The 25,734-nt window shown below is 67.0% G+C and carries 30 protein-coding genes; 14 read left to right on the top strand and 16 right to left on the bottom strand.

From position 1 onward, the window contains the following. Positions 1-18 precede the first annotated feature (18 nt). The 4 genes from AWC31_RS25085 to AWC31_RS25070 are packed head-to-tail and all read left to right on the top strand — an operon-like array spanning position 19 to position 3,225. Complete coding sequence (locus AWC31_RS25085; RefSeq protein ID WP_085146612.1) at positions 19-1,071, top strand: EamA family transporter; 1,053 nt, start codon at positions 19-21, stop codon at positions 1,069-1,071. A gap of 39 nt (positions 1,072-1,110) precedes the next feature. Then, positions 1,111-1,761, top strand: a complete 651-nt coding sequence (locus AWC31_RS25080) for a cutinase family protein (protein WP_067843582.1) — start codon at positions 1,111-1,113, stop codon at positions 1,759-1,761. 25 nt (positions 1,762-1,786) lie between these two features. After that, positions 1,787-2,458, top strand: coding sequence for a cutinase family protein (locus AWC31_RS25075; protein WP_085146610.1), 672 nt, complete (start codon positions 1,787-1,789; stop codon positions 2,456-2,458). Between the two features lie 53 nt (positions 2,459-2,511). Next, entirely contained in the window at positions 2,512-3,225 is a 714-nt protein-coding gene (locus tag AWC31_RS25070) for a cutinase family protein (RefSeq protein WP_374214040.1), read from the top strand. A gap of 74 nt (positions 3,226-3,299) precedes the next feature. Here AWC31_RS25070 and truA read toward each other — a convergent pair whose 3' ends face one another. The 8 genes from truA to infA all read right to left on the bottom strand — a co-directional run bounded on the left by truA (position 3,300) and on the right by infA (position 7,931). Continuing rightward, on the bottom strand, positions 3,300-4,160 hold the full coding sequence (gene truA, locus AWC31_RS25065) for a tRNA pseudouridine(38-40) synthase TruA (RefSeq protein WP_085146608.1): 861 nt from the start codon (positions 4,158-4,160) through the stop codon (positions 3,300-3,302). Between the two features lie 19 nt (positions 4,161-4,179). Beyond that, positions 4,180-4,728 (bottom strand): 50S ribosomal protein L17, encoded by a 549-nt coding sequence (gene rplQ / locus AWC31_RS25060; protein ID WP_085146606.1) that lies wholly within the window; start codon positions 4,726-4,728, stop codon positions 4,180-4,182. A 58-nt stretch (positions 4,729-4,786) separates the two neighbouring features. Then, complete coding sequence (locus tag AWC31_RS25055; RefSeq protein WP_067842444.1) at positions 4,787-5,839, bottom strand: DNA-directed RNA polymerase subunit alpha; 1,053 nt, start codon at positions 5,837-5,839, stop codon at positions 4,787-4,789. An 86-nt stretch (positions 5,840-5,925) separates the two neighbouring features. After that, positions 5,926-6,531, bottom strand: coding sequence for a 30S ribosomal protein S4 (gene rpsD / locus AWC31_RS25050; protein ID WP_067842441.1), 606 nt, complete (start codon positions 6,529-6,531; stop codon positions 5,926-5,928). 14 nt (positions 6,532-6,545) lie between these two features. Continuing rightward, positions 6,546-6,965, bottom strand: coding sequence for a 30S ribosomal protein S11 (rpsK, locus tag AWC31_RS25045; protein WP_067842438.1), 420 nt, complete (start codon positions 6,963-6,965; stop codon positions 6,546-6,548). 3 nt (positions 6,966-6,968) lie between these two features. Then, positions 6,969-7,343 carry a 30S ribosomal protein S13 gene (rpsM, locus tag AWC31_RS25040; protein WP_004571523.1) on the bottom strand — a complete coding sequence of 125 codons (375 nt, stop codon included), beginning with the start codon at positions 7,341-7,343 and terminating at the stop codon, positions 6,969-6,971. A gap of 169 nt (positions 7,344-7,512) precedes the next feature. Beyond that, the gene (gene rpmJ / locus AWC31_RS25035) at positions 7,513-7,626 is read right to left on the bottom strand and encodes a 50S ribosomal protein L36 (protein ID WP_003879483.1); all 114 of its coding nucleotides are present in this window, start codon (positions 7,624-7,626) and stop codon (positions 7,513-7,515) included. 83 nt (positions 7,627-7,709) lie between these two features. Beyond that, positions 7,710-7,931: a translation initiation factor IF-1 gene (gene infA / locus AWC31_RS25030; RefSeq protein ID WP_003418601.1), complete on the bottom strand. Its 222-nt coding sequence runs from the start codon at positions 7,929-7,931 to the stop codon at positions 7,710-7,712. Between the two features lie 299 nt (positions 7,932-8,230). Here infA and AWC31_RS25025 point away from each other — a divergent pair, with 299 nt between their 5' ends. From AWC31_RS25025 to AWC31_RS25010, 4 genes are read left to right on the top strand one after another with little or no spacing between them, the layout of a single operon-like run. Further along, positions 8,231-8,725, top strand: coding sequence for an NfeD family membrane protein (locus tag AWC31_RS25025; protein WP_198538762.1), 495 nt, complete (start codon positions 8,231-8,233; stop codon positions 8,723-8,725). A 21-nt stretch (positions 8,726-8,746) separates the two neighbouring features. Beyond that, the gene (locus AWC31_RS25020) at positions 8,747-10,300 is read left to right on the top strand and encodes a flotillin family protein (protein ID WP_067842433.1); all 1,554 of its coding nucleotides are present in this window, start codon (positions 8,747-8,749) and stop codon (positions 10,298-10,300) included. A 50-nt stretch (positions 10,301-10,350) separates the two neighbouring features. Then, positions 10,351-12,042: an NAD(P)/FAD-dependent oxidoreductase gene (locus AWC31_RS25015; protein ID WP_085146604.1), complete on the top strand. Its 1,692-nt coding sequence runs from the start codon at positions 10,351-10,353 to the stop codon at positions 12,040-12,042. A 41-nt stretch (positions 12,043-12,083) separates the two neighbouring features. Further along, positions 12,084-13,553, top strand: coding sequence for an ATP-binding protein (locus AWC31_RS25010; protein WP_085147299.1), 1,470 nt, complete (start codon positions 12,084-12,086; stop codon positions 13,551-13,553). Here the strand turns inward: AWC31_RS25010 and AWC31_RS25005 are convergent, their stop codons facing one another. The 3 genes from AWC31_RS25005 to vapB all read right to left on the bottom strand — a co-directional run bounded on the left by AWC31_RS25005 (position 13,554) and on the right by vapB (position 15,199). Further along, positions 13,554-14,468 (bottom strand): AEC family transporter, encoded by a 915-nt coding sequence (locus tag AWC31_RS25005; RefSeq protein ID WP_067842423.1) that lies wholly within the window; start codon positions 14,466-14,468, stop codon positions 13,554-13,556. Positions 14,469-14,570: 102 nt separating this feature from the next. Continuing rightward, positions 14,571-14,975 carry a PIN domain nuclease gene (locus tag AWC31_RS25000; protein ID WP_234790670.1) on the bottom strand — a complete coding sequence of 135 codons (405 nt, stop codon included), beginning with the start codon at positions 14,973-14,975 and terminating at the stop codon, positions 14,571-14,573. After that, positions 14,972-15,199, bottom strand: coding sequence for a type II toxin-antitoxin system VapB family antitoxin (gene vapB / locus AWC31_RS24995; protein ID WP_085146602.1), 228 nt, complete (start codon positions 15,197-15,199; stop codon positions 14,972-14,974). The genes AWC31_RS25000 and vapB overlap by 4 nt, the downstream gene beginning before the upstream one ends. Positions 15,200-15,311: 112 nt before the next feature. Here vapB and AWC31_RS24990 point away from each other — a divergent pair, with 112 nt between their 5' ends. From AWC31_RS24990 to rfbC, 4 genes are all read left to right on the top strand, one after another. Continuing rightward, positions 15,312-16,163, top strand: coding sequence for an LLM class F420-dependent oxidoreductase (locus tag AWC31_RS24990; RefSeq protein WP_085146600.1), 852 nt, complete (start codon positions 15,312-15,314; stop codon positions 16,161-16,163). 17 nt (positions 16,164-16,180) lie between these two features. After that, complete coding sequence (locus AWC31_RS24985; RefSeq protein ID WP_085146598.1) at positions 16,181-17,047, top strand: LLM class F420-dependent oxidoreductase; 867 nt, start codon at positions 16,181-16,183, stop codon at positions 17,045-17,047. A gap of 113 nt (positions 17,048-17,160) precedes the next feature. Next, positions 17,161-18,156 carry a dTDP-glucose 4,6-dehydratase gene (gene rfbB, locus AWC31_RS24980; protein ID WP_085146596.1) on the top strand — a complete coding sequence of 332 codons (996 nt, stop codon included), beginning with the start codon at positions 17,161-17,163 and terminating at the stop codon, positions 18,154-18,156. After that, positions 18,153-18,749 carry a dTDP-4-dehydrorhamnose 3,5-epimerase gene (rfbC, locus tag AWC31_RS24975; RefSeq protein ID WP_085146595.1) on the top strand — a complete coding sequence of 199 codons (597 nt, stop codon included), beginning with the start codon at positions 18,153-18,155 and terminating at the stop codon, positions 18,747-18,749. The genes rfbB and rfbC overlap by 4 nt, the downstream gene beginning before the upstream one ends. Before the next feature lie 6 nt (positions 18,750-18,755). On the opposite strand, the gene AWC31_RS24970 is transcribed toward rfbC, so the two are convergent. Both AWC31_RS24970 and AWC31_RS24965 read right to left on the bottom strand, forming a co-directional pair. Next, positions 18,756-20,189, bottom strand: a complete 1,434-nt coding sequence (locus AWC31_RS24970) for an APC family permease (RefSeq protein ID WP_085146593.1) — start codon at positions 20,187-20,189, stop codon at positions 18,756-18,758. 1 nt (position 20,190) lies between these two features. Continuing rightward, complete coding sequence (locus AWC31_RS24965; RefSeq protein WP_085146591.1) at positions 20,191-21,282, bottom strand: DmpA family aminopeptidase; 1,092 nt, start codon at positions 21,280-21,282, stop codon at positions 20,191-20,193. Between the two features lie 46 nt (positions 21,283-21,328). On the opposite strand from AWC31_RS24965, the gene AWC31_RS24960 reads away from it, so the two are divergent. Next, positions 21,329-21,997, top strand: a complete 669-nt coding sequence (locus tag AWC31_RS24960) for a TetR/AcrR family transcriptional regulator (protein ID WP_067842396.1) — start codon at positions 21,329-21,331, stop codon at positions 21,995-21,997. Next, positions 21,994-22,863: an EamA family transporter gene (locus AWC31_RS24955; protein ID WP_085146589.1), complete on the top strand. Its 870-nt coding sequence runs from the start codon at positions 21,994-21,996 to the stop codon at positions 22,861-22,863. The genes AWC31_RS24960 and AWC31_RS24955 overlap by 4 nt, the downstream gene beginning before the upstream one ends. A gap of 71 nt (positions 22,864-22,934) precedes the next feature. On the opposite strand, the gene AWC31_RS24950 is transcribed toward AWC31_RS24955, so the two are convergent. From AWC31_RS24950 to AWC31_RS24940, 3 genes are read right to left on the bottom strand one after another with little or no spacing between them, the layout of a single operon-like run. Further along, complete coding sequence (locus AWC31_RS24950; RefSeq protein ID WP_085146587.1) at positions 22,935-23,966, bottom strand: AAA family ATPase; 1,032 nt, start codon at positions 23,964-23,966, stop codon at positions 22,935-22,937. 11 nt (positions 23,967-23,977) lie between these two features. Further along, positions 23,978-25,015: an aliphatic amidase gene (locus AWC31_RS24945; RefSeq protein WP_067842353.1), complete on the bottom strand. Its 1,038-nt coding sequence runs from the start codon at positions 25,013-25,015 to the stop codon at positions 23,978-23,980. Positions 25,016-25,050: 35 nt separating this feature from the next. Continuing rightward, on the bottom strand, positions 25,051-25,680 hold the full coding sequence (locus AWC31_RS24940) for an AmiS/UreI family transporter (RefSeq protein WP_067842350.1): 630 nt from the start codon (positions 25,678-25,680) through the stop codon (positions 25,051-25,053). Positions 25,681-25,734: the final 54 nt, after the last annotated feature.

Raw genomic sequence — 25,734 nt, 5'->3', positions numbered from 1 at the left:
CCTCGGGGAGGTGCATCGATGGCCACAGCGACCGGGCCGGCCAAGCTCAACCGGACGTCCGCCGACAACCATTTTCGGCTCGGGCTGCTGCTTGCCGTCAGCTCAGCGCTGGCGTTCGGGTCCTCGGGACCGTTCGCCAAGGCGTTGATGGAGGCCGGCTGGAGCCCGACGGCGGCGGTGACCGCCCGGCTCGCGGGCGGCGCCGTCGCGATGGCCGTGTTCGCGACCATCGTGCGCCCCGGCTGGATCCGTGAAGTCGCGCGGCACGCCAAGACCGTCGTCGCGTACGGTCTCATCCCCATCGCGGGCGCCCAGCTGTGCTACTACAACGCCGTCTCGCATCTGTCGGTCGGCGTCGCGCTGCTGCTCGAATACACCGCGCCGATCCTCGTCGTCGGCTGGCTGTGGGCCACGACGCGCCGGCGCCCCAGCGCGATGACATTCGCCGGTGTCGCACTGGCGGTCGCCGGGATCATGTTGGTGCTCGACGTGTTCAGCGGTGCCCACATCAACGTCGTCGGAGTCACGTGGGGCCTGGCCGCCGCGATCTGCGCGGCCTGCTACTTCATGATGTCCAACCAGGCGAGCACCGACGGCGCGGGCCTCAACCCGATCAGCCTGGCCACCGGCGGCCTGATCATCGGAACGACCGGCGTGGCGCTGCTCGGCTTCACCGGCGTGATGCCGCTGGCCTTCACCACCAACTCCGTGGACATCGCGGGCTTCACGACGTCGTGGCTCGTGCCGGTCATCGCACTCGGACTCATCCCCACCGCGATCGCCTACACGCTCGGCATCCTGAGCATCTCGCGACTCAAGCCGAGGTTCGCGTCCCTGGTCGGCCTGTCCGAGGTGATGTTCGCGGTGCTGATCGCGTGGATCATGTTGGGCGAGGCCATCACCCCGATCCAGGCGCTCGGCGGTGTGGTGGTGCTCGCCGGGCTCGCACTCGCGCGTCAGGGTGATCGCAGTGAGCAGAAGGCCGAGCGAACCTCGGCCGTGTACGAGGCGTGCTGGCCCGATAATCCGGCGCAGAATGTGACGGGCGAGCAAACGATTAGCCGTGGCTAAGCATTTTGTGTGAATATTGCGATCGTGACTTTCCTCCGGATGCCGGCCCGGGTGGCCGCGATCGCCTCAGCAGTTCTGTGCGCCGGTGCCGCCCTGGCCGCGATTCCAGCGCCGGTCGCCAGCGCCGAACCGTGCCCCGACATCGAGGTGGTGTTCGCCCGCGGCACCAGTGAGCCCGCCGGCGTCGGCCGTGTCGGCCAGGCGTTGGCCGATGCGCTGCGGGGTCAGGTCGGCGGTCGCACGGTGAGCACGTACGCCGTGAACTACCCGGCGACCTACGACTTCATGGCCGCCGCCGACGGCGCCACCGACGCGACCAACCACATCGCCGCGATGGCCGAGAGTTGCCCGTCGACCCGCATCGTGCTGGGTGGCTACTCGCAGGGAGCCGCCGTCGTGGACATGCTGCTGGGGATCCCGCCGCTGGGCAACCGGGTCGGCGACATCGGTTCGGCTCCCCCGCTGCCGGGCAACCTGTCGAACAACATCGCCGCGGTCGCGGTGTTCGGCAATCCTTCGGCCAAGTTCGGTATCCCTGTGACGTCCAGCCGATTCGGCGGGCGCGCGATCGACATGTGCAGCGACGGTGATCCCATCTGCTCCGATGGGCGCAACCCGTTCGCGCACACCCACTATGAGAGCTCGGCCTTCATCCCCCAGGCCGCGGGTTTCATCGCCGGACTGGTGTAGTCAGCAAGACCGGCTAACATTTGGTGTGACTTTTGATCTTGTTCGCCGTTACACCCTTCTCGTAGCGTCCGCCGTGCTGACCGCGGCCACGGCACTCCTCCTCCCGGTAGCCGGGCCGGTACCGAACGGCAGCCTCGGCGTGGCCTCCGCCGCTGACTGCCCCGATGTCGAGGTCGTTTTCGCCCGCGGCACGGACGAAGCACCCGGGCTCGGCCGGATCGGCAACGCCTTCGTCAACTCACTGCGCAACAAGGTCGGCGGCCGCTCGGTGGGCGCCTACGCGGTGAACTACCCGGCGAGCTACGACTTCCTGGCCGCGGCCAACGGCGCGAACGACGCCAGCGCCCACATCCAATGGATGGTGAACAACTGCCCGGCGACCAGGCTGGTGCTCAGCGGCTACTCACAGGGCGCCGCGGTGATCGACGTGATCGCCGCCGTCCCGTTCCCGGCGGTCGGCTTCAACTCACCGCTGCCGCCCAACGTGCCCGAGCACGTCGCCGCCGTCGCGGTGTTCGGCAACCCGTCGGCAAAGCTCGGCCTGCCGCTGACCGCAAGCCCGGTGTACGGCTCGCGCGCGATCGATCTGTGCAATGCCAACGATCCCGTCTGCACCAACGGAGACAGTGTTCCGGCACACCGCGCATACGAGGGGCCGGCCGATCAGGCAGCGAGTTTCGTGGCGGGATTACTGTAATTCGCACGACGTGATCGGCTACGTCGTCAATTTCCTCCGCTACGATCGCTTAGGTGGTCGAACATTCCGTCAACTCCGGGGAAAAGCGGCGGACCGGACGGCTTCGCCGATGGCTGTGTGCGGCGGCCACCGTGCTGGCCGCCGCGGCCGTCGCACCGGTGGTTTCCGCCGTCGCGCCCGCCGCTCTGCCCGTAGCCGAAGCGGCACCGTGTCCCGAGGTCGAGGTGGTGTTCGCCCGCGGGCGCACCGAGCCGGCCGGTGTGGGCACCCTCGGCAACGCGTTCGTCAACGCGCTGCGCTCCAAGGTCGACAAGAACATCGGCGTCTATGCCGTGAAGTACCCGGCCGACACCGAGATCGACATCGGCGCCAACGACATGAGCCAGCACATCCGGTACATGATGGACAACTGCCCGGACACCCGGCTGGTCGTCGGTGGGTACTCGTTGGGCGCCGCGGTCGCCGACGTCGTGCTGGCCGTCCCGATCACGGCGTTCGGCTTCAAGACCCCGCTGCCCGCGGGTGCCGACACCCATATCGCCGCCATCGCGTTGTTCGGGAACGGCGCGGCCTGGGTCGGCCCTATCACCAATTTCAGCCCGCTCTACAGCGACCGCACCATCGAGTTGTGCCACGGTGCCGACCCGATCTGCAACCCGGCCGATCCGAACACGTGGCGCAACAACTGGCCCGATCACCTTGCGGGCGCCTACATCGACGGCGGGATGGTCAACCAGGCCGCGGACTTCGTGGCGGGCCGGTTGTAGCGGCGAGCGCCGCGAAACTACGGTTTATGACGCTTTTCGGCCGAATCTCATCAAAAACCGTAGTCTCGGCGGGGTCAGAGCGTGCGCAGATCCCGAGTGACGGCGGTCCGGCTGGCCATCTGATCGTCAGGCGGGTAGTCGACCCGCACGAGCGTCAGACCGCGAGCAGGCGCGGCCGCGAAATCACTGGACCGGCCTGAAGTACTGAGAAGCGTTGCGGTCCAGTCGGTTTCACGACGACCCTCGCCCACCTTGAGCAGCGCACCGACCAATGAGCGGACCATGTTCCAGCAGAACGCATCGGCGGTGACGTAGGCGGTGATGTAGTGGCCGTCGCGGACCCATTCGAGCCGTTGCAGATCCCGGATCGTCGTCGCACCGGCGCGATAGCGGCAGAACGCGGCGAAATCGTGCAGCCCCACCAACTCCTGCGATGCCGCCGTCATGGCCTCGACATCCAGCGGCCGCGACCACGGCGTCACGAACCGGGCCTCCTGCGGCTCGACGCCATACGGCGCGGTGCACAGCCGGTAGACATAGTGCCGGCGGAGCGCTGAGAATCGGGCGTCGAAACCCGCAGGCGCGCGCGTGATCTCGCGCACGCGCACGTCGGCGGGCAGGAACCGGGCGAGCCGGCGAACCAGTGGGAGAAACTCGGAGTCGCCCGGCCGCGTCGTGCGCGGATAGGCATGGGCCAGCGCGTCGACCGGTACATCGACGTGGGCGACCTGGCCGGTCGCGTGCACGCCCGTGTCGGTCCGGCCCGCGGTCCGGGTCACGACGGGCGTGCGGAACACCGTCGTCAACGCCTCATCGATTACCCCGGCGACGGTGCGCTGACCGGCCTGCACCGCCCACCCGGCGAATTCGGTGCCGTCATAGGCGATGTCGAGCCGAAGACGAACATGCCCGCCACCGGAATCGATGGCGGGCATGTCGCGAGTGTCCTGAGGACTACTTGGCGTCATCCTTGGCTTCAGCCTCGGTGGCCTCGTCGGCCGGAGCCTCGGTGGTCTCCTCGGTCTCGGCCGGAGCCTCGGTGGTCTCCTCGACCTTGTCCTCGGCAGGAGTCTCCTCTGCAGGAGCCTCAGCCTTGGCCTGCGAAGCGGCCGCGCGGCGAGCACGGTCGGCCTCGGAGGTCACGGTCTTCTCCCGCACCAGCTCGATGACGGCCATGGGGGCGTTGTCGCCCTTGCGGTTCTCGACCTTGATGATGCGGGTGTAGCCACCGTTGCGGTCAGCGAAGAACGGACCGATCTCGGCGAACAGGGTGTGCACCACATCCTTGTCGCGGATCTTCTTCATGACCTCGCGCCGGTTGTGCAGCTGCCCCTTCTTGGCGTGGGTGATCAGCTTCTCGGCGTACGGACGCAGCGCCCGTGCCTTCGGCTCGGTCGTCTTGATGCGGCCGTGCTCGAACAGCGACGTGGCCAGGTTGGCCAGCAGCGCCTTCTGGTGCGAGGACGACCCGCCGAGGCGAGGACCCTTGGTGGGCTTGGGCATTGCGACTATCTCCTAAATGGGGCCGGCCCCCGTATCAGGTAGGACCGGGACGGTTTCGTTAGAGCTGTTCGGTTTCGGCGTAGTCCTGGTTGTCGTCCAGGTCGTAGCCGGCATCGCTGGTCCAGGTTCCGGTTGCGGCGTCGTAACCGGCGACCTCGGACGGATCGAACGTGGCCGGGCTGTCCTTGAGCGAGAGACCCAGCTGGTGCAGCTTGATCTTGACCTCGTCGATGGACTTCTGGCCGAAGTTACGGATGTCCAGCAGGTCGGACTCCGTGCGGGCGACGAGCTCGCCCACCGTGTGCACACCCTCGCGCTTGAGGCAGTTGTACGAGCGGACGGTCAGGTCCAGGTCGTCGATCGGCAGCGCGAAGCTGGCGATGTGATCGGCCTCGGCCGGCGACGGCCCGATCTCGATGCCCTCGGCCTCGACGTTGAGTTCGCGTGCGAGACCGAACAGTTCGACCAGGGTCTTGCCTGCCGACGCCAGGGCGTCACGCGGGCTGATCGAGTTCTTGGTCTCGACGTCGAGGATCAGCTTGTCGAAGTCGGTGCGCTGCTCGACACGGGTGGCCTCGACCTTGTAGGTCACCTTCAGCACCGGGCTGTAGATCGAGTCGACCGGGATACGGCCGATCTCGGCGCCCGAGGCCTTGTTCTGCACGGCGGGGACGTAGCCGCGGCCGCGCTCGACGACGAGCTCGACCTCAAGCTTGCCCTTGTCGTTCAGGGTGGCGATGTGCATGTCGGGGTTGTGCACCGTCACACCGGCCGGCGGCACGATGTCACCGGCGGTGACCGCACCCGGGCCCTGCTTGCGCAGGTACATGGTGACCGGCTCGTCCTCCTCCGAGGACACGACCAGGCCCTTGAGGTTCAGGATGATGTCGGTGACGTCTTCCTTCACCCCGGGGACGGTGGTGAACTCGTGCAGCACACCGTCGATGCGGATGCTGGTGACGGCCGCGCCCGGGATGGACGACAGCAGCGTGCGCCGAAGCGAGTTGCCGAGGGTGTAACCGAAGCCGGGCTCCAGGGGTTCGATGACGAACTTGGAGCGGTTTTCGGCGACGCTCTCCTCGGACAGTGTGGGTCGCTGAGAGATCAGCATGGTGTTTCTATCTCCTTCTCGGCACCCGCTATTTGATGCCGGTCAGTTGCCTGTGTGGCCGGTCGGCCACACAGGAGCCAGCCCTACTACTTCGAGTAGAGCTCGACGATGAGCTGCTCGGTCAGCGGCACGTCGATCTGCGCACGCTCGGGCAGCTGGTGGACGAGGACGCGCTGACGCTCGCCGACGACCTGCAGCCAGGACGGGATCGGGCGCTCACCCGCGGTCTGCCGGGCAACCTCGAACGGCAGGGTGTTGAGCGACTTGTCCTTGATGTCGATGATGTCGTACTGCGACACCCGGTAGCTGGGGATGTCGACCTTCACGCCGTTGACCAGGAAGTGGCCGTGGCTGACCAGCTGACGCGCCATGCGGCGGGTGCGGGCCAGGCCTGCGCGGTACACGACGTTGTCCAGCCGGCTCTCGAGGATGCGCAGCAGGTTGTCACCGGTCTTGCCGGGCTGACGCACTGCTTCCTCGTAGTAGCGGCGGAACTGCTTTTCCATCACGCCGTAGCTGAAACGCGCCTTCTGCTTCTCCTGAAGCTGCTGGCGGTATTCGCTCTCCTTGATCCGCGCGCGGCCGTGCTGGCCGGGCGGGTAGGGGCGCTTCTCGAACGACTGATCTCCGCCGACCAGGTCGACGCCGAGACGACGCGACTTGCGGGTCGCGGGGCCGGTGTAACGAGCCATTTTCTAGATCCTTCCTAGACCCGGCGCCGCTTGGGCGGACGGCAGCCGTTGTGCGGCTGCGGGGTGACGTCGGAAATGGCGCCCACCTCGAGGCCTGCGGCCTGCAGCGAGCGGATGGCGGTCTCACGGCCCGAGCCGGGACCCTTGACGAACACGTCGACCTTCTTGACGCCGTGCTCCTGCGCCTTGCGCGCGGCGTTCTCGGCGGCCAGCTGCGCGGCGAACGGAGTCGACTTACGCGAGCCCTTGAAGCCCACGTGGCCCGACGACGCCCAGGCGATGACGTTGCCCTGCGGGTCGGTGATCGACACGATCGTGTTGTTGAACGTGCTCTTGATGTGCGCAGCGCCGTGCGGGACGTTCTTCTTTTCCCGGCGGCGAGTGGTCTTACCGCGCTTGGCGGCCGTACCTGCTGCCTTCTTTGCTGGTGGCATGGTCTACCTGGCCTTCTTCTTGCCGGCGATGGTGCGCTTGGGGCCCTTGCGGGTGCGCGCGTTGGTCTTGGTGCGCTGGCCACGCACGGGCAGGCCACGGCGGTGGCGCAGGCCCTGGTAGCAGCCGATCTCGATCTTGCGGCGAATGTCGGCCTGCACCTCGCGGCGCAGGTCACCCTCAACCTTGAGGTTGCCTTCGATGTAGTCACGCAGGACGGTCACCTGATCGTCGGTCAGGTCCTTCGTGCGCATGTTCTTGTCGATGCCCGTCGCGGCGAGAATCTCGTTCGAGCGGGTACGGCCGATGCCGTAGATGTAGGTCAGCGCGATCTCCATGCGCTTGTCGCGCGGAAGATCAACGCCCACGAGCCGTGCCATGTGGCGGTATTCCTTCTTCTATGCGGAGGTCTGATCCCAGCCCGTTCCCGTCAGCCCCTACGGGCTCTCCGGGGTCCGGCCTCCGTTCCGGACGTGTGCGAATGGCCTATCCATTCAGTGGTGCTGGGAGGTCTGCATTCAGTTGTGGTGTGCCGTCAGCTGGGGCTGGTCAGCCTTGACGCTGCTTGTGGCGCGGATCGCTGCAGATCACCATGACCCGCCCATGCCGGCGGATCACCCTGCACTTATCGCAGATGGGCTTGACGCTCGGGTTCACCTTCACGGCTGTTTCGATCCTTCTAGGTCTGTCGATGACGCGCGGATGCGCGACACGTGCTCTTGTCGTTTCGGTCGGGCTCGGTTATGTCACTTGTACCGGTACACAATGCGGCCCCGGGACAGGTCGTAGGGAGAAAGCTCCACCACTACCCGGTCCTCGGGCAGGATGCGGATGTAGTGCTGCCGCATCTTCCCGCTGATGTGGGCCAGGACCTTGTGTCCGTTCTCCAGCTCAATGCGGAACATCGCATTGGGCAGGGGTTCGACCACGCGACCCTCGACCTCGATGGCACCGTCTTTCTTGGCCATACTGTCTGGCGATCCTTGCTTTCGTTTCGTATCGTGCGCCCGTCGGCACAGCGACCATCCGACTTCAAAACGTGAGCCGAATCGACAGAATTCCGGTAAATCCAGAACGGGGCACGCAGAAAGTCGGCACGGAAGCCGCACCGTTGGTCCACAATACCCGCTCATCGGCCTGCGCCAAAATCACGGCTGGCCAGCGTGCAGGCACCAAATATTCATGCACGCGAGCCGCCCGTGACACGTGACAATGGTTCATAGTGATTTGCGCCATCCGCGGCGCAGAAGCGGAGACGAGACACGTGATGGCTGTGTACCTGGCGGCGTTCGTCGTCGGCGGCGTCGCCCTGCTGTCTGCGCTGTTGCTGGCCGACATCGGCCACGGCGACGGTATGCCCTTCCTGAGCCTCACCGGGGTGTCGGCCGCGCTGGTCGGCGCGGGCACCGGTGGCCTGATCGGCACCTGGGTCGGGATGGAGACCTTCGCAACCGCACTGTTGGCCGGGGCCTGCGCCGTCGTGCTGGTGTTCGTGCTCAACGGCGTGCTCCTGCCCTACCTGCGCCGCCAGCAGTCCAACTCCCACAAGGGCCGCTCCTCCTATATCGGCCTGCTCGGCACCGTCACCCTCGAAGTGCCCGCGGGCGGCTGGGGTGAGGTGTCGTTCGTCGACGCCGACGGCAATCGGGTGTTCTCGCGCGCCAAGAGCGACGAACCGGCCGCGCTGCCCAAGTCCACCCGTATCTACATCGCCGACATCGACTCCGATTTCGTGCATGTCGTCGCTGTTCCAGAGACCTGACCCGCTAGAAAGGCCATCACCGTGTCCCTGCTGCTCATCGTCGTACTGGCCGCCATCGCCGCGATCTTGATCCTGGTGGTGCTGCCCATGGTCTACGTCAAGAACTACATCAAGGTCCCGCCCAACGAGGTCGCGGTGTTCACCGGCCGCGGCCAACCGAAGGTCGTCCGCGGCGGCGCGCGGTTCCGGATGCCCGGCATCGAGCGCGTCGACATCATGAGCCTCGAACCGTTCAACGTCAGCATCAACCTGCAGAACGCACTGTCGAACAACGGTGTGCCGGTCAACGTCGAAGCCGTCGGCCTGGTCCGCATCGGATCGGCCGACGAGGCCGTGCAGACCGCGGTGCAGCGCTTCCTGACCTCCGACCTCAACGAGTTGCAGCGCCAGATCAACGAGATACTGGCCGGCAGCCTGCGCGGTATCACCGCGACGATGACGGTCGAGGACCTCAACTCCAACCGCGACACGTTGGCCCGCAGCGTGGTCGAGGAGGCCGGTGGCGACCTCGCGCGCATCGGCATGGAGGTCGACGTGCTCAAGATCGCCGGCATCTCGGACGCCAACGACTACCTCAAGTCCCTGGGTCAGCGCAGAATCGCCGAGGTCAAGCGCGACGCGACGGTCGGCACCGCCGAGGCCGAGCGCGACGCACAGATCCAGTCGGCCAAGGCCCGCCAGGAGGGTTCGATCGCGCAGGCCGAGGCGGACACCGCGATCGCGACGGCCAACCAGAAACGCGACGTCGAGCTCGCCCGGTTGCGCGCACAGACCGAGGCCGAGAACGCGCAGGCCGATCAGGCCGGGCCGCTCGCGAACGCCCGCGCCCAGAAAGACGTCGGCATCGCGATCGAGCAGGCCGAGGCGGCCCGCGTGCAGGCCCGCATCGAGGTCGAGCAGCGGCGCGCCGAGCAGGCGCAGGCCGCCCTGCAGGCCGACGTGATCGCGCCCGCCGAGGCGAAACGGCAGGCCGACATCGCGATCGCCGAAGGCCAGCGGCAGTCCTCGATCCTGGCGGCCGAGGCCGCGGCGGAGACCGAGCGGCGCAAGGGTCAGGCCGAGGCCGACGCCCGCAAGGCCGCTGCGGACGCGCTGCGGGTCGAGAAGCAGGCCGAGGCCGACAGCCTCCAGGCCAAGCTGGTCGCGGAGGCCGCGGGCAAGAAGGAACTCGCGGACGCGCTGCGCGTCGAACAGCAGGCCGAGGCGGCCGGTATCGAGGCCAAACTCCTCGCCGAGGCGAACGGCAAGAAGGAGATCGCGGCCGCCCTCAACAGCTACACCGCGGATGCGGCACGGCTGCTGATGCTGCCGGACGTCCTGCAGTCGGTGGTCAAGGCGACCGAGGCGGCCGCGACGCCGCTCGGCGAGATCGAACGGCTCTCGATCATCGGCGGCTCGAGCGATACCCAGGACGCGGTCGGCGGCCTGCTTGGCGTCAGCCCGCTCGCGGTGGCCAAGATCCTCGAATCACTCAAGTCGTCGGGCATCGACGTGGCCGCGTTGCTCAACCGGTCCGAAGCTCCCGTGCCGCCGGTCGCGCCGGACGGCAATGGATCGCTGTCGCACGTCGAGTAGCGGCCTGACCAAGAAAATCGCTGGCTGGGGAGCGCATAATTAGTGGCGATATGACTGGACCCGCTCCCCAGCCCCGCAAACCCGTAATTCTCAGCGTCGACGACGATCCCGCCGTGTCCCGTGCCGTGGCTCGTGACCTGCGCCGCCACTACGGCGAGCGGTATCGCGTCGTGCGTGCGGAGTCGGGTCCGGACGCCCTGGAAACGCTCAACGAACTCAAGCTGCGCGGTGACACCGTTGCGGTGTTCGTCGCCGACTACCGGATGCCGCAGATGAGCGGCATCGAGTTCCTCGAAGCCGCGATGGATCTGTACCCGATGGCCCGTCGCGTGCTGTTGACGGCTTACGCCGACACCACTGCGGCGATCGCGGCCATCAACGTCGTCGACCTCGACCATTACCTGCTCAAGCCGTGGGATCCGCCGGAGGAGAAGCTCTACCCGGTGATCGACGGCCTGCTGGAGGCCTGGCACGCCGCCGGGGACCGCGCGATTCCGTACACCAAGGTGATCGGTCACCAGTGGAGCCCGCGGTCGTGGGAGGTGCGCCAGTTCCTGGCCCGCAACCAGCACACGTACCGCGCGTTCACGGCCGACGAGCCGAAGGGTCGCCAGCTGCTGGAGGCGGCGGGCCTCGACGGCCTGCAGTTGCCGGTCGTGATCACCGAAGGCGGCACCACGCTCGTCGAGCCCACCGACGGCGAGCTCGCCGACATGCTGGGCCTGTCCACGAGCCCGTCGCTGACGATGTATGACCTCGCGGTCATCGGCGGCGGCCCGGCCGGCCTGGCCGCGGCGGTGTACGGCGCGTCCGAGGGGCTCAAGACCGTGCTCATCGAGGGCACCACGACGGGCGGGCAGGCCAGCCGCAGTTCACGTATCGAGAACTACCTGGGCTTCCCCACCGGCGTCTCGGGCGCCGAGCTCGCGACGTCGGCCCGCAGGCAGGCCGAACGCTTCGGCGCCGAGGTCATCACCACTCGTGAGGCCACCCAACTCGACGTCGCGGGCGCGGCCCGCACCATCACGTTCGCCGACGGCGACACCATCGGTGCGCGCGCGGTGATCCTGGCGACGGGCGTCGACTACCGCCAGCTTCCCGTGCCGGGATGCTGGGACGATCCCGACAATCCGGTCAACTACGTCGGCCGCGGCGTCTACTACGGCGCCTCGGTGTCCGACGCGTCGGAATGCAAGGACGAGGACGTGTTCATCGTCGGCGGCGCCAACTCGGCGGGCCAGGCCGCGATGTTCATGGCCCGCGAGGCCAACTCGGTGACGATGGTGGTCCGTGGCCCGTCGCTGGAAGCGTCGATGTCCTACTACCTGATCCAGCAGATCGAGCAGAACCCGAAGATCCGGGTCCTGACCTGCACCGAGGTGGTCAAGGCGATCGGTGAGGACGACCACCTGGTCGGCCTGGTCCTGCAGAACAAGCGCACCGGCGAGCAGGAAGAGGTGCGGTCGAGCCGGCTGTGCTGCTTCATCGGGGCGACGCCGCGCACCGACTGGCTGGAAGGTGTCGTGGCCCGCGACGACCACGGTTTCATCCTGGCCGGACCGGATCTGCGGGATGTGTGCGGCTGGACCCTGGAACGTCCGCCGCATCACCTGGAAACAAGTGTGCCCGGTGTGTTTGTTGCAGGAGACGTGCGCGCCGAATCCGCGAAGCGGGTGGCGGCCGCGGTCGGCGAAGGGTCGATGGCGGTGATGCTGGTGCACCGCTACCTGGCCGAGGCATGATGTCGGCCCCGCCGACGAAGCATGAGGAGTCGATGACCGACATGAGCGAAGTGTGTGTTCGCGACGAACTACGGACGCTGTTCCTGTTCGAGCATCTCTCCGACGAGCAACTCGACACGCTGTGCGAGGCCGGCAGCATCGAGACCTTCCCGGCAGGCCCGATCGTCACCGAGGGCGACCCGGCCACATGCTTCTACGTGATGCTCGAAGGCGAGCTCATCATGTCGAAGCGGTCGGGCGGCGTCGACCTCCAGACGAACCGAACCTCCCAGCGCGGCGTGTACTTCGGCGCCTGGTCGGCCTACATTCCCGGTGAGGAACACATCTACGAGGCGTCGGTACGGCTGACGCAGCCCTCGCGGGTGTTCGTGCTCGACGCCAACGCGTTCGCGGCGTTCATGCAGTCGCAGTTCCCGATGGCCGTGCACCTGCTCGAAGGGCACAAGGTCGGCGGGCGTCGGCAGAGCCAGATCATCGGTCAGCGCGAGAAGCTGCTCGCCCTCGGCACCATCACGGCGGGGCTGACCCACCAGCTCAACAATCCGGCCGCGGCCACCGCGCGCGCCGTCGCCGATCTCCGCGAGGGCGTCGGCAAGATGCGCCACAAGCTCGCGATGCTCGCCGACGGCAAGTTCACCCCGGAAGCGCTGCGCGTGCTGGTCACCATCCAGGACGAGGTGGCCGAGCAGGTCGCCAAGAGCAAAGGGCTTGAGCTGACCGCGCTGGAGACCTCCGACCGGGAGGACCAGATCGGCGACTGGCTCGAGGATCACGGCATCTCGAGTGCGTGGGACTACGCGCCGACGTTCGTCGAGGCGGGCCTCGACATCGACTGGCTCGAGCGCATCGAGGCCTCGGTCGACGATGTCGACGCGTCGGCGTCGCTGCAGGGCGCGATCGGGTGGCTCAAGTACACGATCGACACCGAACTGCGGATGAACGAGATCGCCGAGGCGAGCAAGCGCATCTCGGCGCTGCTGGCCGGCGCCAAGCAGTACTCGCAGATGGACCGGGGCTCCTACCAGAGCGCCGACGTCCACGAACTGCTGCGCAGCACGCTCATGATGTTCGGCGGCAAGATCGGCAAAGATCAGCCGATCACCCTGGTCAAGGACATGGACAAGTCACTGCCCGAATTGCAGTGCTATCCGGGCGATCTCAACCAGGTGTGGACCAACATCATCGACAACGCCATCCAGGCGATGGACGGCCACGGCACGCTGACCATCCGTACCGCACGCGAGAACGACGAGATGATCCGCGTCGAGATCTGCGACGACGGCCCGGGCATCCCCGAGGACATCATCGGCCGGATCTTCACCCCGTTCTTCACCACCAAACCGTTCGGTGAGGGCACCGGGCTCGGCCTCGACCTGGCCTGGCGCATCGTCGTCGAGAAGCACAACGGCGACCTGCGGGTGCACTCCGAACCGGGCAACACCCGCTTCGTCGTGCTGCTGCCGTTGCAGGCTCCCGCACCCCTTTCGGCGGCCGTCGAATCCGCCGAGTAGTCATTCCGTCAGCGCGACGACGGCCACGATCACGGGGACGGCCAGGATCGTGCTGATCAGTGTCGCGTCACGGGCCAGCGTTTCCCCGCGCTTGTACAAGGCGGCGTAGGTGTTGATGTTCTGCGCCGACGGCAGCGCGGCCAGCACGGTGGCGATCTCGAGCTGGTGATGGTCGGCGCCGAGCGCCCAAGCCACGCCGTACGCGACCGCGGGCATCAGCAAGATCTTGAACGCGATCGCAAGCGCGAGCTCGCCGCGGTGCGGGTGCCCGTCGCCGCGCGTGCGCGCACTCAGCGATATACCGAACGCGAGCAGCACGGTCGGCACGGCCAGCGCGGCGAGCAGTTCGAGCGGATCGCGCAGGACCTGCGGCAGGTCGACATCGGTCTCGGCCAGGATCAGCCCGACGGCGCTCGCCGCGATGATCGGGTTGGTGAACAGGCTCAGCACGCGTTTGGCGACCGGCTTGTGCCGCGAGTTCTCGGCGTCGAGCAGCCCGAGGCTGATGGGCGCCAGGACCAGGATCTGGAACAGGATGATCGCCGACACCTCGGTGGTGCTGCCCAGCACGTAGGCGCTGACCGGGATACCGAGATTGCCGGCGTTGACGTAGGACGCCAGCATCGAGCCGATGACGGTCTCGCCGCGCGGGCGGCGCATCAGCTTGGCGATCCCGAAATACAACGCGTACACCGCCATCGCGGCGACGGCCGATGCCAACAACAACAGCGAAAACACTTGGGACAGTTGAGCATCGGCGAGGCCAATCAGCATCAATGCCGGGACGCCGATGTGGAACGCCGCGCGGTTGAGCACCATTCGCGCGTTCTCGCCGAGGACGTCGTAGCGCCCCACGACGATCCCGACGACGATGACGATCGCGATGACGGCGAAGGCCTGCAAAACAGCCAGCACCTACCGGGCCTTCCGTCTGATGAGTCGCCTCCCCGCGATCCGTTTATTTCGCTCGCGGAGAATTATCGCGCAGGGCTCTGCAGGCGCCCAATCGTGGCGAAGTCACATCCGCAATTGTTCGATCGGCTGTCCGGAGATCTCGGCGATGAGGTCGTAGTCCTTGTCGATTGCGAGAACTGTGAGGCCGGCGATCTCCGCGGTTGACGCCACGAGTAGATCGGGGATCGACGGTGCGCGATGCTGCCCTCGGTCCGCCAGCAGCAGTTGCATCTCGACGGCGCGATCCTCGGCTGCAGGCGTGAGGTACTCCACCGGCATGAGAGACAGTGGCGGAGACACCACTTCATGTCGGGCTTGGGCTGCCGTGCGGAACGAGTAGCCGATTTCCAGCCGGGTGACGGTGCTGAGCCGCACCAGTCCACGTTCGATGCGATCGATCCAGAGGTCCGCATCCGGCGACACCGCCAAGCGGGTGTAGGCAGATTTGTCGATGAGCCAGACGGTCATCGCCACGCATCACGCATGACGTCGGGGTCGTCGAGGTCTGCAGCCGCCGCAGCGGCGCGGCGCATGTTATCGACGGTGATCCTGCCGTGCGGCAGGGACTCGGCGCGCTCGGCTTCGAATCGACGCCGCAGGTACTCCTGGCGGGACAATCCCTGTTCGGCCGCCGCAGCATCGATGCGGGCAACTGCCGCGTCAGACAATCCCCTGATCAGCACATCAGCCATATCCACGCCTCCTGATATCAACGATATCGCAGGACTGCGACACAACCCCCGTGCTCAGAATCGGCGTGATTCGTTCGGAATAGCCAAGCCGCGGTGCCGGGTTGACCGAACCATGACGCAGACCACAGCTCAACCCGCAAAACCTGATCTCGGCAAGTACGGCTCGTTCGGTCGCGGTGTGACGCCCGCGCAGGCCAAGGACATCGAGGCGCTCGGCTACGGCGCGGTCTGGGTCGGTGGCTCGCCGCCCGCCGAGCTGGAGTGGGTGGAGCCGATCCTGGAGGCCACCACGACGCTGCAGGTCGCCACCGGCATCGTCAACATCTGGACGGCGGACGCCGGGCCGGTCTCGGAGTCGTTCCATCGCATCGAGGCGGCCTATCCCGGGCGCTTCCTGCTCGGCATCGGGGTGGGGCACCGCGAAGCCATCGGCGAATACCGCAAGCCACTCGACGCGCTCACCGACTACCTGAACAAACTCGACGAGTACGGCGTCCCCAAGCACCGTCGCGTGGTGGCCGCCCTCGGACCGAAGGTGTTGCAGCTGTCGGCCGAGCGCTCGGCGGGCGCGCACCCGTACCTCACGACGCCCGAACACACCACCCAGGCCCGCGAGGTGCTCGGGCCCGACGCGTTTCTCGCGCCCGAGCACAAGGCGGTCCTCACCACCGACGCGGACAAGGCGCGCACCGTCGGCCGCAAGGCGCTCGACATCTACCTCGGGCTGACCAACTACCTCAACAACTTCAAGCGGCTCGGGTTCACCGACGAGGATCTGGCGAAGCCCGGCAGCGACCGGTTCATCGACGCCGTCGTCGCGTATGGCACCGTTGAAGCCGTCGCCGCGCGCCTCAAGGAGCATCTGGACGCCGGCGCCGACCACGTACCCGTGCAGGTGCTGACCTCACCGGAGAAACTGGTGCCGGCACTGGCCGAACTCGCCGGGCCGCTGGGCCTGGCCTGAGGACAAGGACGACTCCTGTGACCGAAGCACTTTCACTCAAGCCTGATCTCGGCCGCTACGGCGTGTGGACGTTAGGCGCGGTCAAGCCCGAGCAGGCCGCCGAGATCGAGAAGCTCGGCTACGGCGCCGTGTGGATCGGCGGCTCCCCCGCGGCCGACCTCGCATCCGTCGAGCCGATCCTCGACAACACCGAGAACCTGCAGGTGGCCACCGGCATCGTCAACATCTGGACGGCCGATGCCAACCAGGTGGCGGAGTCCTTTCACCGCATCGAGGCCGCGCATCCCGGCCGGTTCCTGCTGGGCGTCGGCGTGGGCCACCCCGAGCACACCGACGAGTACCGCAAGCCCTACGACGCCCTCGTCGAATACCTCGACGCGCTCGACGCCGCGAAGGTGCCGACGAGCCGCCTGGTGGTCGCGGCGCTCGGCGACAAGGTGCTCAAGCTGTCGGCACGCCGCAGCGCCGGTGCCCATCCCTACCTGACCACGCCCGAGCACACCGAGCATGCGCGCGACGTGCTCGGCGAGACGGTGTTCCTGGCGCCCGAGCACAAGGTGGTGCTGACCACCGATTCGGCCGAGGCGCGCAAGATCGGCCGCGAGACGGTCGACTTCTACCTCAACTTGAGCAACTACCTCAACAACTGGCGCAGGCTCGGGTTCACCGAGAAAGACATCGCCAAGCCCGGCAGCGACAAGTTGATCGACGCGGTCGTCGCGCACGGTACGGCGGGCGATATCGCCGCGCGGCTGCGCCAGCACATCGCGGCAGGCGCTGATCACGTGACGATCCAGGTGCTCGGCGGTTGGGACAAGCTGATCCCGACGCTCACCGAGCTCGCCGGCCCCCTCGGCCTGAACGAGGACCTGGGAGAGGAATAACCCCACACCGCGAGCGACCGTGTTTGTACACCGACACGCCGTCAACCACCGGCATCATGCGGTCGCTCGCGCGGGGTGACCGTCCGGAAACTCCCGCCCGTTAGGGTTGACGCATGCGGTTGCTCGTCACCGGCGGCGCGGGGTTCATCGGCGCGAACTTCGTGCACCTCGCGCTCCACGAGGCGCTGACGACGTCGGTGACGGTGCTCGACGCCCTCACGTATGCCGGCAGCCGCGAGGCTCTCGCGCCGGTCGCCGACCGGATCCGGCTCGTGCAGGGCGACATCACCGACGCGAAGCTCGTCGGTGATCTGGTGCGCGAGGCCGACGCCGTCGTACATTTCGCCGCCGAAACCCACGTCGACAACGCACTGGCCGACCCGGAGCCGTTCCTGCGGGCCAATGTGATCGGCACGTTCACGGTGCTCGAGGCCGTCCGCCGGCACGGCGTGCGGTTGCATCACGTATCGACCGACGAGGTGTACGGCGATCTCGAACTCGACGATCCGGCGCGGTTCACCGAGACCACGCCCTACAACCCGTCGAGCCCGTACTCGTCGACGAAGGCCGCCGCCGATCTGCTCGTGCGGGCGTGGGTGCGCTCCTACGGTGTGCGCGCGACGATCTCGAACTGCTCCAACAACTACGGCCCCTATCAACATGTCGAGAAGTTCATCCCCCGCCAGATCACCAATGTGCTGACCGGCAGGCGGCCCAAGCTCTACGGCACCGGCGCCAACGTGCGGGATTGGATCCACGTCGACGATCACAACAGCGCGGTGTGGCGGATCTTGGCCGACGGCCGGATCGGCCAGACCTACCTGATCGGCGCCGAGTGCGAGCGCGACAACCTGACCGTCATGCGCACGCTGCTACGGCTGATGGACCGCGACCCCGACGACTTCGACCATGTGCCCGACCGCGCCGGCCATGACCTGCGCTACGCGATCGATCCGTCGACGCTGCACGACGAGCTCGGCTGGGCGCCCAAGCACACCGACTTCGACGAGGGGCTGCGCGCCACCATCGACTGGTATCGCGACAACGAATCCTGGTGGGGCCCTTTGAAAGACGCCGTCGAAGCGAACTATCGGGAGCGCGGGCAGTGACCGCACGCGAACTGAAGATCCCCGGCGCCTGGGAGATCACGCCGAAATTGCACGGCGATTCGCGTGGCCTCTTCTTCGAATGGTTCACCGACAGCGGCTTTCACGCATTCGCCGGCCACCGCTTCGACATGCGGCAAGCCAATTGTTCGGTCTCGGCGGCCGGGGTGCTGCGCGGCGTCCATTTCTCCGAGCTGCCGCCGAGCCAGGCCAAGTACGTCACCTGCCTACGTGGTGCGGTGTTCGACGTCGTGGTCGACATCCGGGTCGGCTCACCGACTTTCGGGCAGTGGGATTCGGTGCTGCTCAACGACCGCGACCGCCGGTCGATCTATCTCTCCGAGGGTCTGGGTCACGCTTTCCTTGCGCTCGAAGACGATTCGACGGTCATGTACCTGTGCTCGACGCCATATGCGCCGCAACGTGAGCACACGATCCGGGCCACCGAGCTCGGCATCGACTGGCCCGACGATCACGAACTGGTCCTGTCCGAACGCGACGCCAATGCCCCGACACTCGACGAGGTGCGGGACGCCGGCCTGTTGCCGACGTGGGACGACACCCGCACCTTCGTCGAGCAACTGCGCGCCCGGTAGCCGCCGTCACTCCCCGGCCGTGCTGACCGGCTCGGCCTTGCCGGGCGGGCGAATGGCAACGCCCACAAGGAGTCCCACGAACGGCACGGCCGCCAGGATCGCGCTCAGCGTGGCCGAACCGCCGGTCACCAGAGTGAAGTTCGTCAAAACGAGCCACAGGCTGGCCAGCAGGCCGAGGCACGCGAGCACCGGGGCGATGCGGGTCTGCCAGACCCGGCCGCGGGCATGCTCGCTGTTTCGGGCGAAGTAGACGAGCACGGCCACCGACGTCGTGAGCATCAGCACGACCATGCCGACCGTCGCCACGCCCGCCATCGACCCGAACACCCCGACGAGCGGGTCGATGCCGAGGACTGCGAGGATTGCGACGATCACGGCTGCGGTCACGGTCTGCACCACAGACGACAGCGCAGGCGAACCGTGTTGGTCGTGCACCACGGCCAACTTGTTGGGCAGCAACCCTTTTCGGGCCAGGGCGAACTGGTAGCGGGCGATCACGTTGTGGAATGACAACACACATGCGAACAGACTCGTCAGCAGCAGCACGTTGACCACGTCGCGGCCGATGCGGCCCAGGTTGTCGTCGGTGGTGTCGAGCAGCATGTTGGCCTCGCCGTCGAGCGTGCGCTGCGCGACCTCGGTGACCTGGTCCGGCCCGATCGCGACGACGAACGCCCAGCAGGTCAGCGCGTAGAAGCCGCCGATGATGAGCACCGCGGCGTAGGTCGCCCGCGGGATCGTGCGCTCGGGGTCGCGAGCCTCGTCGCGGAACACCGCGGTCGCCTCGAACCCGATGAACCCGGTCAGCGCGAACAGCACCGCGATGCCGAGCACGCCGTCGGTGAAGACGCCCGGCGAGAACGACGCGAGGCTCAGGCCCTGCGGACCCGGATCGGCGACGATCACCAGATCGAGCAGCACCACGATGCCGATCTCCAACACCAGGGCGACCCCGAGCACCTTGGCGCTCAGTTCGATGTGGCGGTAGCCCAACAGTGCGACGATGGCGAGAATCACGAATGAGTAGACGGGCCAAGGTATCTGCGGGCCGCCGTAGAACCGCACGGTGTCGTCGATGGCCCAGCCGATGTAGCCGTAGATCCCCACCTGGATCGCGGTATAGGCGATGAGCGCGACCGCGGCGATACCGCTGCCCATGCGCCGGCCGAGTCCGAGTGTCACGTAGGAGAAGAACGCACCGGCCTCGGGCACGTACGGCGTCATCGCGACGAACCCGATGCTGAACACCAGCAGGACGAGCGCGGCGATCAGGAAGCCGACGGGTGCGCCTGCGCCGTTGCCGAGCCCCATGGCCAGCGGCATGTTGCCGCCGATCACGGTCAGCGGGGCCGCCGCGGCGACCACCATGAACACGACTCCGATCGGGCCGAGCCTTCCGTGCAGGCGGCTGCCGTTGTCGGTAACGGATTGATTTGTCATTTCAGCCCTCCGAGTGCTGCATGGCCCGGCGGAACAGGTTGTGGTCGAGTGCATGTGCGGTGCGACCGTCGCGCCCGGTGAGCGTCTCGGCGGCGACGAGCACGTTGACGATGGCTTCCTCGGTGGCCTCGATGACGAGATCGAACAGCCGTGTCATGAGCTGCGGGGCGACCATCCGTACCGGAATCTCGGGGCGTTCGGTCTCGGTGTTCTCGTCCCATGCGTACGGCGGGATGCCCCGGTTGGCGGTCGAGAAGGCCAGCATCAGGTCGCCGCTGTATTGTTCGCCGGTGCCGCCGAGCGCCCCGACCGCCAACGCCGACCGCTGAGCCAACCGCGTGCACTGGTGCGGCAGCAACGGCGCGTCGGTGGCGACGATGACGATGATCGATCCCGACCCCGGCTCGTAGGCGCGCGGCATCTCGGGCGTCGGCACCTCGTCGGTCCCGACGAGCTCCCCTACCGGAACTCCGTTGACCCGCAGGCGTTCCCGGCGTCCGTGATTGGCCTGAACCAGCACCCCGACGGTGTAGCGACCGGCGGCGGTGTCGGTGACGCGCGATGCCGTACCGATGCCGCCCTTGAAGCCGTGGCAGATCATCCCGGTGCCGCCGCCGACGTTGCCTTCGGCGACCGGGCCGTCGGTCGCGGAGTCCAGCGCTGCGCGGACGTGCTCGGCGCACACGTGGTGGCCGTTGATGTCGTTGAGCAGGCCGTCGTAGGTCTCCCCGACGACCGGCAGCGACCAATACAGCCCTTCACCGCGGGCTTGCACCTGGGCGTCGACGAGCGCGTCGCGCACGACCCCGACACTGTGGGTGTTCGTGAGACCGATGGCCGACGTGAGCTCGCCGGATTCCCGGACCCATTCGAGGCCCGTCATCTCACCGCTGCCGTTGAGGCGGTGTGCCCCGGCGAACACCGGTTCGGTCCAGATGCCGGAATGCGGGACGACGACGGTCACCCCGGTGTTCACGGCAGGCGCCTGCTGGATCGTGGTGTGCCCGACGCGTACGCCGGCCACGTCGGTGATCGCGTTGTAGGGGCCGGTGGGGTGTTCACCGACAACAACGCCGAGGTCACGGGCTCGCATAAGTCTCCGAACGTTCACATCGAGTTTTTTTCACGTTTGGAAAATAATGCGCGTGACGGGCGCCATGCGCAAGAGGAACCGTGAAATCGGTAACTATGGAGGCGTGGGACGGCCAAACAGACAGGCAGAGCGACGCGAGGAGATCCTCGACGCCGCGATCGCGCTGATCGAACGTCACGACCTCGCCACGCTGCGCATCGCCGACGTCGCCGCCGAGCTCGGACTGACCGCCAACGCGGTGCGTTACTACTTCAAGGAGATGGATCAACTGCTCTCGGAGCTCGCGCAGCGCTCCGACACCCGCTTCTACGACGAGCGTCTCGCCGTCGTCGACCGCACCGAGGACGTGCGTGAACAACTCGCGCTGACCATCGCCGCGGGCCTGCCGACCGGACCGGAGGACGCCGAGTGGCGGGCCATCTGGCGCGCGGTACTCGCTGCGGGCTTCGAACTCGACCAGCGCCGCGACGTCCAGCACATCTATCACCGGCAGGTGAAGCTCTACACGCGGATTCTCGAATCAGGTGCGCAGAGCGGCGTGTTCCGGCTGGGCTCCCCCGCTCGCGATATCGCGATGACGCTGATGGCGATGGAGGACTACCTGGGCTACCGCATCGTGGCGCGCGATCCGGAGCTGAGCCGCGAGACAGCTCTGCGTCTGCAGCGGGGCTACGCCGAACTGGCAACAGGGGCAACGCTTCCGGTGACGGTGTGACCACGCGCGCCCCGGTCGGGGCCGCACTGTTGGTCGTCGTCGCCGCGATAAGCCAAGAGGTCGGCGCTGCGCTTGCCGTGGGCTTGTTCGCCGCGGTCGGCACCGTGGGCGCATTGTTCGCCCGGTTCGCCGTCGCAGGCGTCGTGCTGTGCACCGCGGCGCGCCCGTCGGTGCGCGGCCTGACGCGACGCGCCTGGGGTTCGGCAGGTGCGTTGGCAGCCGCGCTTGCCGTGATGAACTTCTGCTTCTATTTCGCGATCGCGCGTATCCCACTGGGTATCGCGGTGACCATCGAAGCCCTTGGACCGCTGGTCCTTTCGGTCATCACGAGCACGCGCCGGGTGGCGTGGCTGTGGGCCGTGCTCGCATTGGCCGGTGTCGCCCTGTTGGGCTGGCCGCGCGAAGGCGGTGGGCATTTCGAGCCTGCGGGGTTCGCCTTCGCTGCCGCCGCCGGAATCGCCTGGGCCTGCTACATCCTGGCGTCGGCACGCACCGCGGCCGAGTTCCGTCGGCTCGACGGGCTCGCGATCGCCACCGTCGCAGGCGCACTCGTCGTCGCACCGCTTGCCATCGCCTCGATTGACGTCGCCGACGTACTGCACTGGCACGTGCTCGGCGTGGCTGTGGCAGTCGGATTGATGTCGTCGGTGATTCCCTATTCGTTGGAGCTCATCTCGCTTCGACGCCTTGCGCCTGCGGTTTTCGCCGTGCTGACCTGTCTGTCACCGGTGGTCGCCGCGCTCGCCGGCCTCGTCGTGCTCGGTCAACAGATCGGCGTGCTCGGCTATCTGGGTGTCGTACTCGTGACGGCCGCCAGCATCGGTGCGGTCCGCACCGCACACGCCCCGACCGAGCCGCTCGGTTGATTGCCCGTGGGGCGCAATTCCCTTTGGGCGAGCAGACGCGTACGTACCCGGTAATGCCGTTACCTGGGTACCTACGTGTCTGTTCGCGGGGTGACGGTCAACGCCCCATCCCGTACGCCGGCCCGCAACGACGACTGTCCCGTCAGCACCGCGCGTGCGACCGGTTCGGTGAGCTCGTGCCGGATCGTTCGGCGCAGCCCTCGTGCCCCGTACACCGGGTCGAATCCGTGGCCCCGCACGAGCTCGACCACGCTGTCGTCGACGTCGAGTTCGACCCCGCGGCTCTTGAGCCTCGTGACGAGGTCGCCGATTTCCTTGCGGGCCACCTGTTCTGCCGTGTCGTCGTCGAACGCGTCGAACACGACGGTCTCGTCGATGCGGTTGAAGAACTCCGGATCGAAGAACGATTCGACCGCCTCGCGCACCATGGTCCGATGCGCCGGCCTGCGCTTGGGCCACCACTTCTTACGCCGGGACCGTTGTGCCGCAGCGACTTCCAGCGATCCCAGGTTGGACGTCAGGAAGATGTAGCTGTTGCGGAACGAGATCTTCTGCTGGCCGTTGGCGAGCCGCAGTTCCCCGGTGTCCAGCACATGCAACAGTGCCCGGAGCACGGTCGCATCGGCCTTCTCGACCTCGTCGAACAGCACGACGCCCGGCATGTACGGCCCGCCCTCGATCTTGGCCTTGTCGAACAGCGTGAAGGATTCCTTGCTCCCGGCGTAGCCCGGCGGCGCGCCCGAGAAGGACGCGGCGTAATGCTCCTGCGCCAGCGCGCTCATGTCGATGCGGCACAGGTCGTCGGGCCCGGTGCGCAGCGCCGCCGCGACCTGGCGGACCAGCTCGGTTTTCCCGACGCCGGTCGGCCCCACCAGCAGCACGCTGGACAGGGGCCGACCGGGATCGGCCACACCGATGTGGGCGATCGAAACCGCACGGACCACCGCCTCGACGGCGGCTTGTTGCCCGAGGATCGCCGCGTTCAATCGCCGCGAAAGAGCCTCGGGATCAAAGCCTCCCGTGGGCGCAGCGGCGGCGGGCGGGTCCGCGACCTTCGCCGAGTTGCGGTTCTGGTCGTGGTACATATCGGTGAGAAACGGCAACGCGTCGCCTCTCAGGCTTCGATGGTCTGCTCGACCGGGAGCGACCCGACGCGGCAGTCGGCCACGCCGACGGTGCTCCTGGTGATCGACTCCACGCGTTCCTGGGCCTTCTGGGCGTCGGTCACCCACAGCTTGTAGAACTCGAACGGGCAGTCGGCGACGCCCTTGTCGCCGTCACCGGCGGCATGCACGCCGGAGTAGCCCCGGTGCAGCAGCTTGAACAGGTGGTTCTGCGACTGGTCGTTCTCGCGCGCATCGCGGATCGCGGCCAGCGACAGCTGGGCGTACTGGATGCCGTACTCCTCCTCGCCGGTCTCGCCGAGTGTGCGCCCGTCGAATCCGATGATCGACGAATGGCCGAAGTAGGAGTACACGCCGTCGAAGCCGGCCGCATTGGCCACGGCCACATAGCAATTGTTGGCCCACGCCATGGCTTTCGCCATCAGCACCTGCTGGTCCTTGGCGGGGTACATGTAGCCCTGGCACCGCACGATGAGCTCGGCGCCTTTCATCGCGCAGTCGCGCCAGATCTCAGGGTAGTTCCCGTCATCGCAGATGATCAGCGAGATCTTGAGACCCTTGGGGCCGTCGGTGACGTAGGTGGTGTCGCCCGGGTACCAGCCCTCGATCGGGCACCACGGCAGGATCTTGCGGTACTTCTGCACGATGTCGCCCTTGTCGTCGATCAGCACGAGCGTGTTGTAGGGCGGCTTGTTCGGGTGGTCCTCGTGGCGCTCACCGGTGATCGAGAAGACGCCCCACGTGCCGGCTTCGCGGCAGGCGGCCGAGAAGATCGCGGTCTCGTCGCCGGGAATGGTTGCGGCCGTGTCGTACATCTCCTGCTCGTCGTACATGATCCCCTGCGTCGAATACTCCGGGAACACAACGAGATCCATACCTGGCAGGCCGGATTTCATGCCGATCAGCATGTCGGCGATCTTGCGGGCGTTGTCGAGCACCTCGGCCTTGGTGTGCAGCCGGGGCATCTTGTAGTTGACGACGGCTACGCCGACGGTGTCGTTGCTCGAGGAGATGTCTCCGTGCCTCATGGGTGACTCCTTTTCCGGAAGGGGTTGACGGTGATTCAGCTGTAGACGGGTTGACTTGCGGTAGTGCGGGATCGGTGCGAGCGCGGCGAACTGAGCAGCCTCGCGGCGACCAACAACGACGCGAGCCCGATTGCCCAGATCGCAGCGACGCCAGGCGTTGTCCGGTAGTTGCCGCTGAGCATCAGGAATGCGGGCAGGGTGCAGGTCGGCTGGCTCAACAGCACCACCGCCCAGCCGGTGAACCGGGTGAGCTGTTCGCGGCCCAGCCCGAGCACGAGGAAGAACAGCAGCCACAGCACGGCCCAGCTGAGCCAGATGACGCCGAACACCGGGTCGTCGACGACGGTGAAGGACAGGACGGCGTAGACGATGGCGCCGCCCGCCACGAAAAGCGAAAACCAGCCGATGCCTTCGGGTTCCAGACCTGCGAGGTTGACGATGCCGACGTAGAGGTAGGTGAACCCGAACAGGTAGAGGCCCGAGGCTGCCAGCGTCGCGGCGGCATCGCCGTCAGCCATGACGAGCATGATGGTGGGCAGTACGCATTGCAGCGCACCGACGAACAGATTGAGCACCGCCGCCGAGCGCGCCGGCACGACGTTCAACAGCATCAGTCCGTTGACGAAGAGCACCGCACCGACGTAAAGGAGACCGACGTTGCCCATCGGGGCACCTCCATTACTTCCAAATGGAATAGACTCAAATGAAAGTAAGTGACT

It is taken from the genome of Mycolicibacterium wolinskyi (assembly GCF_002101965.1).
GTDB classification, from domain to species: Bacteria; Actinomycetota; Actinomycetes; order Mycobacteriales; family Mycobacteriaceae; genus Mycobacterium; species Mycobacterium wolinskyi.
This window is presented reverse-complemented; position numbering and strand designations above follow the sequence as displayed.

What these genes read in the sequence shown, in the direction of transcription:
- AWC31_RS24960 (WP_067842396.1), top strand. Translation starts at nt 21,329, where the DNA reads ATGCGCGTGACGGGCGCCATGCGCAAGAGGAACCGTGAAATCGGTAAC.
- rpsM (WP_004571523.1), bottom strand. Translation starts at nt 7,343, where the DNA reads ATGGCACGGCTCGTGGGCGTTGATCTTCCGCGCGACAAGCGCATGGAG.
- AWC31_RS25010 (WP_085147299.1), top strand. Translation starts at nt 12,084, where the DNA reads ATGAGCGAAGTGTGTGTTCGCGACGAACTACGGACGCTGTTCCTGTTC.
- AWC31_RS25015 (WP_085146604.1), top strand. Translation starts at nt 10,351, where the DNA reads ATGACTGGACCCGCTCCCCAGCCCCGCAAACCCGTAATTCTCAGCGTC.
- AWC31_RS25000 (WP_234790670.1), bottom strand. Translation starts at nt 14,975, where the DNA reads ATGACCGTCTGGCTCATCGACAAATCTGCCTACACCCGCTTGGCGGTG.
- AWC31_RS24965 (WP_085146591.1), bottom strand. Translation starts at nt 21,282, where the DNA reads ATGCGAGCCCGTGACCTCGGCGTTGTTGTCGGTGAACACCCCACCGGC.
- AWC31_RS25085 (WP_085146612.1), top strand. Translation starts at nt 19, where the DNA reads ATGGCCACAGCGACCGGGCCGGCCAAGCTCAACCGGACGTCCGCCGAC.
- rplQ (WP_085146606.1), bottom strand. Translation starts at nt 4,728, where the DNA reads ATGCCCAAGCCCACCAAGGGTCCTCGCCTCGGCGGGTCGTCCTCGCAC.
- rpsD (WP_067842441.1), bottom strand. Translation starts at nt 6,531, where the DNA reads ATGGCTCGTTACACCGGCCCCGCGACCCGCAAGTCGCGTCGTCTCGGC.
- rfbB (WP_085146596.1), top strand. Translation starts at nt 17,161, where the DNA reads ATGCGGTTGCTCGTCACCGGCGGCGCGGGGTTCATCGGCGCGAACTTC.
- AWC31_RS25080 (WP_067843582.1), top strand. Translation starts at nt 1,111, where the DNA reads ATGCCGGCCCGGGTGGCCGCGATCGCCTCAGCAGTTCTGTGCGCCGGT.
- truA (WP_085146608.1), bottom strand. Translation starts at nt 4,160, where the DNA reads ATGCCCGCCATCGATTCCGGTGGCGGGCATGTTCGTCTTCGGCTCGAC.
- infA (WP_003418601.1), bottom strand. Translation starts at nt 7,931, where the DNA reads ATGGCCAAGAAAGACGGTGCCATCGAGGTCGAGGGTCGCGTGGTCGAA.
- AWC31_RS24945 (WP_067842353.1), bottom strand. Translation starts at nt 25,015, where the DNA reads ATGAGGCACGGAGACATCTCCTCGAGCAACGACACCGTCGGCGTAGCC.
- AWC31_RS24970 (WP_085146593.1), bottom strand. Translation starts at nt 20,189, where the DNA reads ATGACAAATCAATCCGTTACCGACAACGGCAGCCGCCTGCACGGAAGG.
- AWC31_RS25025 (WP_198538762.1), top strand. Translation starts at nt 8,231, where the DNA reads ATGGCTGTGTACCTGGCGGCGTTCGTCGTCGGCGGCGTCGCCCTGCTG.
- rpsK (WP_067842438.1), bottom strand. Translation starts at nt 6,965, where the DNA reads ATGCCACCAGCAAAGAAGGCAGCAGGTACGGCCGCCAAGCGCGGTAAG.
- AWC31_RS24940 (WP_067842350.1), bottom strand. Translation starts at nt 25,680, where the DNA reads ATGGGCAACGTCGGTCTCCTTTACGTCGGTGCGGTGCTCTTCGTCAAC.
- vapB (WP_085146602.1), bottom strand. Translation starts at nt 15,199, where the DNA reads ATGGCTGATGTGCTGATCAGGGGATTGTCTGACGCGGCAGTTGCCCGC.
- AWC31_RS24990 (WP_085146600.1), top strand. Translation starts at nt 15,312, where the DNA reads ATGACGCAGACCACAGCTCAACCCGCAAAACCTGATCTCGGCAAGTAC.
- AWC31_RS25055 (WP_067842444.1), bottom strand. Translation starts at nt 5,839, where the DNA reads ATGCTGATCTCTCAGCGACCCACACTGTCCGAGGAGAGCGTCGCCGAA.